This is a genomic window from Ewingella americana (genome assembly GCF_006438725.1).
Lineage (GTDB): Bacteria > Pseudomonadota > Gammaproteobacteria > Enterobacterales > Enterobacteriaceae > Ewingella > Ewingella americana_A.
Map to the genome: position 1 here is coordinate 641,312 of NZ_RCZD01000001.1, position 10,868 is coordinate 652,179.

Here is a 10,868-nt window from a genome sequence, read left to right on the forward strand (position 1 = left end):
ACGCGTGATGTGGTTTAGGACGAAGCGTTTATGATGACTGGCGATTGCTGCGGTAAATCAGCCATAAAGCGATCGCCAGGCAGGGAACCGCAGCCATGCGTTGCCATGAAAGGCCGATCGTCGGGTTTTGCAACCAACCGAAATTATCAATCATCATCCCCATCGACAACTGCCCAAGAATAACCGCCACCGTCGCGGCGGCAGTGCCAATCCGTGGTACAGCGGTGACCATGATGATGATGTACGGCACGCCAAACAGTGCGCCCATCAGTTGCCATTTCGGCACAGTCAGCAGCGTGGCAGACTGCGGTGTCTGGATAAACAAAATCAGCACGCCGGTGATGGCTGCGCCTACGCTGAAAGTCAAAAATGCACTTTTCAGCACGCCGACTTTTTCGCCCAGTTTACCATTGACCGCCGCCTGCATGCTTAGTGCGGATCCGGCTACCACAGCCAGAATAATCATTATGACTTCCGTCATGTTCAGCTCCAGGCAATCAAAATTAACGCGACGACAATAAACGCCAGCGCCAGCAAGCGCTCAACGCCCACTTTTTTCGCCGGGCTGCCAAACCAGCCAAAATGGTCAATCAGCAAGCTCTTAGCCACCTGACCGGAAAGAATGGCGATCATCGTCAGGCCGATACCAATCAGCGGCGTCGCCAGTGTCAGCACAATCACGTAAACCGGCCCCAGTACACCGCCCAGCAGTTGCCAGCCCGGCAGTTGAGTAAACGCCGGGGCATTGCGCGGACTGAAAAACAGCACCAATAAACCGGTCAGCACAGCACCAACCCCAAAGATACTCAGCGTCGCCCATAAATGGCCGACCTCCGTTCCCAGCGGTCCAAGCAGCCCGGCCTCCAGCGATAGCCCCATGCCAGCCAATACCACCAGCGGAATTAAGATCAGATTCATTATTTTCCAGTTACGCCCTGATAAAAGAAACGGACTATAGCGTAGCGTTTCATTGCGAAAAACAGGACAATCAGGAAAATACTTTTGCCGGATACGCACAGATGGAAGGTTTTAATCAGATCAACTTCAAGGCACTGCGTCTGTTTGTCGCAGTGGTGGATCAGGGCAGCTTTTCCGAAGTGGCGCGCCGCGAAGCCATGTCGCCGTCCACCATTTCCCGCGCCGTGCAGCAGATAGAACAAGCCTTACAGACTCAGTTGCTGTATCGCAATACCCGCGCAGTCAGCCCCACCGAGTCGGGGAACCTGCTCGCTCATCATGCCCGGCAGGTTTTGGATCAACTCGATCAGGCTCAGCGCGGTTTACAGGAGCAGGATCTGGAGCCGGGCGGACTGGTGCGCATCAACGCCCCCGTGGTGTTCGGCCAGCGCCACATTGCCCCCTGGTTGCATGAACTCTGCGCACGCTATCCCAAACTTCACATTGAGCTGATGCAGACAGATGATTTTATCGATCCTTTGCATGATGCCACCGACTTGCTGATCCGCATCGGCGTTATGGCCGACTCCACCTTGCAATCGCGCACGCTCGGGCATCAGCGCTTCAGGCTTGCTGCCAGCCCTGCCTACCTGGCCCGCGCCGGAACCCCAGCTTCGCCCGCAGAACTGGCGCAACACAGTTGCCTGGTTTTTAAAGGTTTTGCCGGTTCGCAGCGCTGGTTTTTCCGCCAACCGCACCATGAATGGCAACCGTACAGTTTGCACGGCGCACTCACCAGCAACAATGCAGAAACCCTGACACAGGCCGCTATCGACGGCGTGGGGTTGGTGGTCTTCCCGACCTGGCTTATTGGCGATGCGTTGCATGACGGCCGTCTGGTCAACGTGCTGGGGGGCTTTGACGTCTCCACCTCGCTGGAAACACAAACGATCTCTGCCGTGTATCCGCACAGTAAAAGGCTGTCGATTAAAGTCCGTGCGGTGATTGATTTTCTGCGGGAGAAATACGGCGAGACACCCTATTGGGAGAGATAATGGCTGACGCATAGCCAACGTCCATCAGGCACAAAAAACGCGGCCAGAGCCGCGTTTTTTGTTACTACTATTCTGTGTCTGAAAATGCCTGTCTTTTTTGCTCACTACACTCAGCAACAGGTTAGAACTGATAAACCAGACCGACCGCCGTCACATCATCGGTATTGATACCGGCGTTGTCGGTGAAGGTGCTGGCGTCGATCAGGTTGATTTTGTAATCAACATAAGCCGACATGTTTTTGTTGAAATAGTAGGTCGCACCCAAGTCAACAAACTTCACCAGGTCCTGATCATCGTAGTTATTGCCTAAACGGTCACTGCCCAGATCTTTACCGCGAGTCTGGTTATAGGCCACGAACGGACGCAAACCAAAGTCGAACTGGTAACTTGCATAGGCTTCAAACGCCTGTGACTGGTTAGCATAACCATAAGCTTCTGAATCGGTAGAACCGAAGCGTGAAGCGTTATAAGCCTGAGTAAACATCGCGGCCAGATAGACGTTGTTCGCGTCATATTTCAGACCACCGGTATAACCTTCCGCTTTTTTACCGCCACCCATAATACCCGCTGCAGAATTTTGCTCATCTGTACGGTCTGAGTTGAAGAACGCACCGGCAACGCTGACGCCAGCGCCGATATCGTAGCTCAGGGACATACCGTAACCGTCGCCATTCTGCGTCAAGACATCACGCGTACCGGGTTCAGCACCGCCGCTATCGTTTTTACCCTGATACTGAAGAGCAAACTTCAGGCCATCAACCAGACCAAAGAAGTTGTTATTACGGTAGGTGGCGACGCCATTAGTACGCTGGAAAAGGAACTGGTCAGCGCCATAGGTAGAGCCATCAAACTCAGGCTGCATATCGGTCCATGATGCAACGTCATACATCACGCCATTGTTACGGCCATAATCGAATGAACCGTAGTCGCCAAATTTCAAACCAGCAAAACCATAACGGGTGAAGGAATTATCACCAGAATCAGAGCTTTCAGCGTGGTTAGCCTGAACCTGATACTCCCACTGACCATAACCGGTCAACTGGTCGTTGATCTGGGTTTCACCTTTGAAACCCAGACGGATGTAGCTCTGGTCACCATCAGAGCCAGCATTATTTGAGAAATAGTGTAAGCCATCAACCAAACCGTACAGGTCCAGTTTATTACCATCTTTATTATAGACTTCTGCCGCACTTGCTGATCCTGCCACTAATAATGCAGGGACCAAGAGAGAAAGAATTCGATATTTCATTTGAGCTATCCTCGTAAGGTGTCGGGCGTGCCACTGATTGAAGAGTCTTGGGTGAAGTAAAACGATTAAAATTATATGCCCGACATGGCAAATCCATTCTCTGTATATAAAGTCTATTAATCCAGAAAGAAAATGATACCAACTTAGTGATAGTGTTTCGTATCTATTATTAAATGTAACATAATGTTAATGGTGACGAACTTTCTTGAAAAAACTCAATTGTTAAAATATAGCACTTATCGCTAATTTATTAAAAAATACATATATATCAATAAAATAAGAACAACCCATAGAGCACTAAGTGATAAAGCAAAAAATCAATAATTCTATATAATCCCACTTGCTATCATCATTATTTGTTATTCATTACCTTCATTCCACATTTTATGGAAACGACAGCCGGCCTTATGGCCGGTTTTTTTTCGCCTTTTGTGCGGTAGTTACAGCATGTGACATTGTCAAAATCGGGTTATTTCATACCGGTAGTACAATACGGATAATTTATCAATATTCATATTCACTCATTCATCCTTGTCATTATTCCCTCTTATTTATCTTATTCCCTTCACAATCTGAACAGTAATTTATTAATATCTGATACAAAAACAATCAATTATAGCGGCCATAAAACAATCAGTTAATTGGTCATCGCCGGTTTTCTCCACAAAAAAATCAATTTTTGTACAGTGTTGGTCACCTGACAGGTTAATCCGTTACTATAAGACCAATCTAAGAGCAATCCCGCTGATGTTGCCCTTCTCAGCCGATACACTCTTGCTTTGCCCGCGTCTGACTGCCTGTCAGGCTAAAGCGCGCCACATTCACGCCCGGACTCAAGGAACCTCATGTCACAACAGGATCAGCACGACAACCTCTCAAAAGCCAGAATGCTTCTGGCAACACGCCGTTTTGCTAAACTCGACGAGTGGCTGTTGACGCTGATGCGCGGTTGGCAGAACCAGACGGATAGTCACAGTGACTACGGTCTGGTTCTGCACCCGGGAACGCTGACGTCCGGGCCGGAGACCCAAACGCTTGATCCGCTCGATGTGTTCAGTGACTGGGTGCAGCAGTGCCCTCACAGTTACCATGCCCATGTTCTGCTGGGGATGTTCTGGCATGAGCAGGCGTGGAGGATCCGTCAGGGAAACGGAAAAGATGACATTGAAGACAGCCAGTGGCTGGGCGCACAACTGTGCTGCGACTACTCGGTACTGGCTTTTTTACGCGCCATCGAACTGCATCCGCGGCCAACCCACGCGTTTCGTCATCTGATGAACCTGAGCGGCGGTTTTGGCGAGCCTTATTGGTTACGCGACCTGTTTGCCGGGCGGTCTCCCCTTCCTTTGCACGAAAAATTTAACATTGCCGGCAGCCCTGTCTGGCATACCGGCGTGGCGCATCTGCACGCGCTGGGCATCGAGCCCGCTACCCATTGGCCGCAAACGCTCCCCGCCGCCTTGAGAAACACCCGTCAGGAGGAGGAACAGGCGCTGGATCACTGGCTGCGCATGGCGATGTCAGTGCGCCAGAGTGATGTGGGAACGATGGAGTCGTACCTGATTTTCCACTCTGCCGCCTGGGGCGGGGATGACAACCAGCAGATGGCGATTATCGACGGGCCACTGTGTGCCGAGTTTAGTGAAGATGAGCGTAACTATTTTCGTGCTAACGCCCTGACTGACGCGCTGTCCGGCGACATTGCCGATCGTGATTCAGAACGCGCTAATCAACTGCAACAGCGCCTGCAACAACTCCTCGCGCAGCCGCTGGAGGATACCGTCCGCATCCGCCTGCTCGACCTTTATGGCACCTGTGCCGCTTACTGGCAGGATGACGATCAGGCTGGCCTGGCGGTCTACAACGCCTTGTTTGACCTCTCACCGCAGGCGATGCCGGGCCATTTTGCCGCGATGTTTATCTCCCGCGCTGTGCTCGCCAATGGTGAACAGCAGGGGTTAGCGACGCTGACGTCCTTACTGATCCGTGCCATCAACCAACCCGACGACGCCGTATTGGTGGCCTATGCCGCCGCTGCGGTGCAGTACGGATTGTATGGCCTGCCGCTGCAACCAGAGCTCAGCCGGGGTCTGATGGATCATGCGGCCTCACTGATACAGCAGTCTGGTGAGGACACCAGTGCAAAAGATCTCATCACCATCGCCCACGATATGGCGATCAATGACAACTTCGACGCCGCGCACTTCCTGATGACCGAAATGGCCCGCCGTGGCAGCGCATTGCACAGCTACGAGCTCTATTTCTTCTATCGCAACGGCTGGCATCAGGATGTTCCTGAGACTTTCCACAGCGACAGCAACGCCATGGACTGTGTGCTCAGCGCCGCCCGTTCGGGCATGGTTCCCGCCATGTTCACCTGTGCGAATGCGTTGCGTGAAGGTATCGGCGGCGAAACCGATTATCAACAGGCTATGCAGTGGTATCAGCGGGCAATCGACGCCGGACACCCCTCCTCCTCATACTGGCGTGCGAGTTGCGCACTGGATCACGGCCCTGAGCAGGATAAACGCCTGGCCGCTGAGCAGTGGCTACCCGCCATTTTGCTTGACCCGCAACATCCCGATCGCAGCGAAGCCGCCTACACCCTCGGCATGGCCTGGCTGACCGGCAGCGGTGTCAAAAAGAATCGCCACACTGCCGCGCAATTTATGGAATTCGTTCTCGAACTGGATCCAGCATCCGACGCTGCCCGCCAGGTGCTCAATGAACTGACCGGCTCCCTGCGCAACCGTATGAGCCTGTGGCAGGACAAACGTAAAACCGACGAAACCGACGCCGTGGCGAAATACCGCGTGATTTAACGTTCCCGCAGCGACTCTTTGACCTTATTCAGCGGTTTAATCAGGTAATCCAGCACAGTTTTCTGGCCGGTTTTAATCTCGACGCTGGCGACCATGCCGGGAACGATGGGGAACTGGCGGCCGGCTTTGTTGGTCAGGACAGCTTTGTCGGTGCGCACATAGACGCGGTAGTAGAACTGGTCGCGTTTGACTTCATCCTGCAACGTATCCGGCGAGACGCTTTCCACCTGCCCTTCCAGATCGCCATAAATCGAGGAGTCGTAGGCGCTGATTTTTACCGTGGCGGGTAATCCGGGGCGGATGTAGGCGATATCACGCGGGTTGATGCGGGTTTCGATCAGCAACTGGTCTTCAATCGGCACAATCTCCATCAGCTTGCCGCCGGGTTGCAACACCCCGCCGACGGTACTGACCTGAATATCCTTCACGATGCCATGCACCGGCGAGAACAGCTCAGAGCGGGTGACCTGGTCCTCTTTACCGGCCATCACCTGCAGTTCGGCGTCGAGATCGGCGTTGTTCTTCACCTGCTCCTCACGGGCACGAACGGCGTACTGGTTAGTGGCATCATCAATTTTTCCGCGCAATTCGCTGGCCTGACGTTTCAGACGAATCACTTCCACCTGCCCCGCCGCGCCCTTAGCCACCAGCGGCTGTGTCATGTTGATTTCATCATTAACCAGTTTCAGCGACTGTTGCAGGTTGCTGACGGTTTCATCGCGGTTCTGTTTGCGCGAGAGGTAAAGCTGGCGTTCGCGGGCCACCAGCTCCGGGGCTTTCATGGTTTCACTGCTGAATTTCAGCGGTGCGCCGGTCAGTTCTGCACTCAGACGTTCAGACGACGCCCGCAGCGTACGCACCCTGGATGCCGCTTCACCGTAATTGGACTGCGAACGCGTCGGGTCCAGCTGCGCCAGCATCTGCCCGCGGTTAACGATCGACCCTTCCTGCACCATCAGTTTGAGGATCACACCGCCGTCGAGCGAGTCGATCTGCTGCGCTTTACTTGAAGGCGTCACTTTACCGGTGCCGACCGTCACTTCATCCAGCGTGGCAAAATAGGCCCAGACAAAAAACAGCAACAGTCCCGCCAGCGAGACCCAGACAATACCGGACACTTTTCTCTGCTGGGCATCCAGCTCGTCGTGCAAGGTTGCGTGTGTCATAAGGACTCCTTAAGCCGAAGCCGCGACGGCGGGAGGGGGCGTATTCGAAACCGCACTGGCGAGGATCTGGTCACGCGGCCCGTCGGCCACCACGCGTCCGTTATCCATCACCACGATGCGGTCTACCAGTTTGAGCAGGGCCGGACGGTGTGTTACCACCACCAGCGTGCGGCCGGTGAGCCAGGTGTGCAGCTGGCGGATCACATACTCCTCCAGCGCTTCGTCCATTGAGGCCGTCGGCTCGTCGAGCAGCACCACCTGCGGATTACGCAGGATCAGGCGGCTGAGCAGCACCATCTGGCGCTGTCCGCCGGACAATCCGCGCCCACCTTCATTGATGATTTTGTCCAGACTGGAGGCGTCGGCCTGCACCATCGACAGTGCGCCGCTGATGCGCAGCGCCTGCAACATCTCCTGATCGGTGGCGTGCGGGTAGCCCAGCATCAGGTTCTGGCGCAGCGTGCCAAAGAACAGCCGTGAATCCTGCGACAGATAGCCGAGCTGGCGGCGCACGTCGGCCGGTTCAATGCGTTTCATGTCCACGCCGTCGATAAGAATTTTGCCCTGCGACGCGTCAGCCTGGCCGGACAACAGCTTGAGCAGCGTTGATTTTCCGGCCCCCACTTTGCCCAGAATCGCCACCCGCTCGCCGGGTTTAATCTCCAGTTGATTGATCCCCAGCACGTTCGGCGACTGCTCTTTGTCATAGGTGTACTGGACGTTACGCAGCTGATAGTGGCCGCTGAGCGTCGGGCAGTGCGACAGTTCAGCATCCTCCGGGCGGTCGATCGGTTTTTTCAGCAAGTCATCCAACCCGCGCATGGCGCTTTTGGCGTGCTGCCAGCGGGAGAACACCATGGTCAGCTGCATCAGCGGCGCGATAGTGCGCGACGACAACATACTGCTGGCCACCAGCGTACCGGTGGTGATCTCCCCCGCCAGCACCAGATACACCCCAAACACCAGCATACTGGCGTAGGTCAGTTGCTGAACGGTCGACGCCCAGCCGGTCAGACGCGCGCCCCACAGCCGTTGTTTCATGCCCACCGATGCGCTGACTTCATGCGTCTGTTCCCACTGACGCTGAAAATAGGCTTCCGCCTGCAACGCTTTAATGTCCTCAATGCCTTCAATGGTTTCCACCAGCACCGCATTACGCAGCGCCCCTTCGCGCATTCCCTCTTTCGCGAGCTTTGCCATCGGCCACTGGATCATGATGCCGGGAATAACAATCAGCGGGATCGCCAGCAGCGGGATGATCACCAGCGGACCGCCGATGAAAAACATAATGGCGAGGAACAGCAGCACAAACGGCATATCGGCAGCGGCGCTGACGGTGGTGGAGGTCAGCAGTTCGCGGACCTGATCGATTTCACGCAACTGGGAGATAAAGGAGCCGGTGGATTTGGGCCGGTGGTCATTTTTGATGTTCATCGCCCGCACAAAAAACAGCGACGACACGTTGAGGTCAATGCGTTTCCCCATCAGGTCCGAGACCAGGGTGCGCATCAGGCGGATGACATATTCGAGTGCCGCCGCCAGCACCACGCCGAAAAACAGCACCCACAGCGTCGGCAGCGACTGGGCAGGAATGACCCGGTCGTAGATTTGCATCGAGAACAAAATACCGGCCAGCGCCAGCACGTTGCCGATCACCGAGGCCAGCGAGATCTCCGCGATTTTCCGTCCCGCGCCACGGAAATTGTCCCAGAACCAGTGTTTTTTATACGGCTGAACAAATTCATCGATGCGCTGATCACGCCCACGGGCTGCCACACCGACCAGAAACACCGGCCCGTTACTTTGCTCGAGCAAGGTCACCAGTTCGGCTGAACGCAGCAGGTCGCCGCCGTCGTTGAGCCAGTAGTCCGCCAGCCCGTCATCATGCAGGCGTTCAATCACCGCGATGCCGCCCTGCTCCAGCTGAATAATGGCCGGCAGCACTTCGGCCCGCCAGCGGACTTTGGTCCAGCTGACCATGCCCACCTGCAGGCCCATCAGGCCGCTCAGACGATCCAGCTGGCGGCCCAGCGGCTGATGTTCAAACCAGCGCATCTGCTGGCGTAAATATTGCGGATCGGCAGGTTTGCCGAAAATTTCGGCCACCCGGACCAAGGCGCTGATCCAAACCTCTATCGACTGAGGTGTCGGGGTACTGGTTGTGGTTTCAGTGTTCATATCACCTCTTTCGCGCATTCTGTTCGGACAAATTTATAAGCTTGGCAGGCTGTCGCCGGTCTGTTTTTGCCGGTCGATACCCAACATGTCCACCAGATTGTCTACGGCGGCGGCATAGCGCACGGTGGCGTCCCAGCCGTCATACAGTGCGCCGATGCGCATGGTCTCGGCCTGAAAAACGTCCTGCTCAACGCTCAGCAGATCGTTGAGGCTGCGCTTGCTCAGTTTGTACTCGTCCTGATAGACACTGCGGGTGTGAGTGGCGCTGGCGTACTGGTCCTCACCGGCCGCCTGCCGCTGCTGACCGCCAATCATGTCGGCGTAGGCAATGGAGGCTTTCTGATTGATATCCAGCTTGGTCTTCTCGACATCCGCCTGCGCCGCCTGCCGCTCACCTTCCGCCGCGCGGGCTTTGGCGCTGACCGCACCGCCCTGATAGACCGGCGCGTCTACGGCCAGTTGCAGTTCGTCGTCCCAGTAGGAACCGCCGCTGCTGCTGGCGTTCTGATAACGGGTGCGCCCGGCCTGCACTTTGATGGTCGGCCAGTGCTGCGCCTCGGCCTGATTCACCCGCTCGATAGCCGCCTGCTGTTTGGCCTGCGCGGCACGCACCAGCGCGCTGTTTTCATACGGGATTTTGTTGAGGGTGACTTTCTGATTCAGCAGGCTTTGCGGCAGGTCCGGCAGGTTATCGGCCACCACGCCGGTCAGCACGGTGAGCTGTGCCTGCGCTGAACGCTGCTGGGCGCGGTACTGCTCGACGGTTGCACGCATACCGGCAATGCGGGTTTCTGCCTGTAAGACGTCAGACTGGGAACTTAACCCGGCGTCGGCGCGCAGTTTGGCGGTGTCCGCCACGCGTTGCAGCGAGTCAATATTGTCGCGGGCCGCCACGCTCAGCGCCTGATAGCGCTTCACTTCCAGGTAGGCCTGTAAAGTACTGAGCGCCACGTCGGTCATGGTGCCGTAAAGGGAGTAACGGTAGGAGTCGGACAGGCGTTCCTGCTCATCAATGCTACCGCCGGTACGGCCAAAGTCGTACAGCAACTGGCTGAGCTGAACACCGCCCGACGCGTTGTTATCAAGGGTGCCGGAAGAGTCGGTCTGGCGCGATTTACCGGCCGTTCCCTGCAATGAGATTTGCGGATACCAGGCACTTTTGGCCGCATCCAGATTGCCGCTGCCGACGCGAATCTGCGCCGCCGCCTCAGCGATCTGCGGGTTACGGGCAAAGGCGCGCAATATCGCATCGCGCAACGTCAGGCTGGCCTGCATCTCCTCACTGGGCGCGGCCTGCCAGTCAAATTCGGGCTGCTTAGGGGCTGCAACCGCACTGCTACTGTTTGTACCGGCAACCACTATCCATAGCGTCCCGAGTACCGCGGCAAAACGCCGGGCTGTTCTGTTTTTTTTCATGAGCGACACCACTTATTTTCGCCGGACTTTTATTATTTTTTCAGCCTCTTGTGGCCTGATAAATTCGGGCAGTGCAAAAAATGCC

The 10,868-nt window shown here is 55.6% G+C and carries 8 protein-coding genes; 2 read left to right on the forward strand and 6 right to left on the reverse strand.

What is annotated here, in order from left to right:
* Positions 1 to 28 precede the first annotated feature (28 nt).
* Positions 29 to 481 carry a DMT family transporter gene (locus tag EAH77_RS02765; RefSeq protein WP_140470256.1) on the reverse strand — a complete coding sequence of 151 codons (453 nt, stop codon included), beginning with the start codon at positions 479 to 481 and terminating at the stop codon, positions 29 to 31.
* A gap of 2 nt (positions 482 to 483) precedes the next feature.
* Positions 484 to 918 carry a DMT family transporter gene (locus EAH77_RS02770; protein ID WP_140470257.1) on the reverse strand — a complete coding sequence of 145 codons (435 nt, stop codon included), beginning with the start codon at positions 916 to 918 and terminating at the stop codon, positions 484 to 486.
* A gap of 101 nt (positions 919 to 1,019) precedes the next feature.
* Between EAH77_RS02770 and EAH77_RS02775 the strand changes: the two genes are divergently transcribed.
* Positions 1,020 to 1,952 carry a LysR family transcriptional regulator gene (locus tag EAH77_RS02775; RefSeq protein ID WP_140470258.1) on the forward strand — a complete coding sequence of 311 codons (933 nt, stop codon included), beginning with the start codon at positions 1,020 to 1,022 and terminating at the stop codon, positions 1,950 to 1,952.
* A gap of 121 nt (positions 1,953 to 2,073) precedes the next feature.
* Here the strand turns inward: EAH77_RS02775 and ompC are convergent, their stop codons facing one another.
* Positions 2,074 to 3,201, reverse strand: coding sequence for a porin OmpC (gene ompC, locus EAH77_RS02780; protein WP_140470259.1), 1,128 nt, complete (start codon positions 3,199 to 3,201; stop codon positions 2,074 to 2,076).
* A gap of 845 nt (positions 3,202 to 4,046) precedes the next feature.
* Here ompC and EAH77_RS02785 point away from each other — a divergent pair.
* Positions 4,047 to 6,023, forward strand: coding sequence for a DUF4034 domain-containing protein (locus EAH77_RS02785; RefSeq protein WP_140470260.1), 1,977 nt, complete (start codon positions 4,047 to 4,049; stop codon positions 6,021 to 6,023).
* Here the strand turns inward: EAH77_RS02785 and EAH77_RS02790 are convergent.
* From EAH77_RS02790 to EAH77_RS02800, 3 genes are read right to left on the reverse strand one after another with little or no spacing between them, the layout of a single operon-like run.
* Positions 6,020 to 7,189 (reverse strand): HlyD family efflux transporter periplasmic adaptor subunit, encoded by a 1,170-nt coding sequence (locus EAH77_RS02790; protein ID WP_140470261.1) that lies wholly within the window; start codon positions 7,187 to 7,189, stop codon positions 6,020 to 6,022. The two genes, EAH77_RS02785 and EAH77_RS02790, sit on opposite strands and share 4 nt — an antisense overlap.
* 9 nt (positions 7,190 to 7,198) lie before the next feature.
* Positions 7,199 to 9,367 (reverse strand): type I secretion system permease/ATPase, encoded by a 2,169-nt coding sequence (locus EAH77_RS02795; RefSeq protein ID WP_140470262.1) that lies wholly within the window; start codon positions 9,365 to 9,367, stop codon positions 7,199 to 7,201.
* 33 nt (positions 9,368 to 9,400) lie between these two features.
* On the reverse strand, positions 9,401 to 10,783 hold the full coding sequence (locus EAH77_RS02800; protein ID WP_140470263.1) for a TolC family outer membrane protein: 1,383 nt from the start codon (positions 10,781 to 10,783) through the stop codon (positions 9,401 to 9,403).
* Positions 10,784 to 10,868 lie beyond the last annotated feature (85 nt).

Coding starts and splice junctions, on each gene's coding strand:
- EAH77_RS02800 (WP_140470263.1), bottom strand. CDS start 10,783: ATGAAAAAAAACAGAACAGCCCGGCGTTTTGCCGCGGTACTCGGGACG.
- ompC (WP_140470259.1), bottom strand. CDS start 3,201: ATGAAATATCGAATTCTTTCTCTCTTGGTCCCTGCATTATTAGTGGCA.
- EAH77_RS02775 (WP_140470258.1), top strand. CDS start 1,020: ATGGAAGGTTTTAATCAGATCAACTTCAAGGCACTGCGTCTGTTTGTC.
- EAH77_RS02795 (WP_140470262.1), bottom strand. CDS start 9,367: ATGAACACTGAAACCACAACCAGTACCCCGACACCTCAGTCGATAGAG.
- EAH77_RS02785 (WP_140470260.1), top strand. CDS start 4,047: ATGTCACAACAGGATCAGCACGACAACCTCTCAAAAGCCAGAATGCTT.
- EAH77_RS02790 (WP_140470261.1), bottom strand. CDS start 7,189: ATGACACACGCAACCTTGCACGACGAGCTGGATGCCCAGCAGAGAAAA.
- EAH77_RS02770 (WP_140470257.1), bottom strand. CDS start 918: ATGAATCTGATCTTAATTCCGCTGGTGGTATTGGCTGGCATGGGGCTA.
- EAH77_RS02765 (WP_140470256.1), bottom strand. CDS start 481: ATGACGGAAGTCATAATGATTATTCTGGCTGTGGTAGCCGGATCCGCA.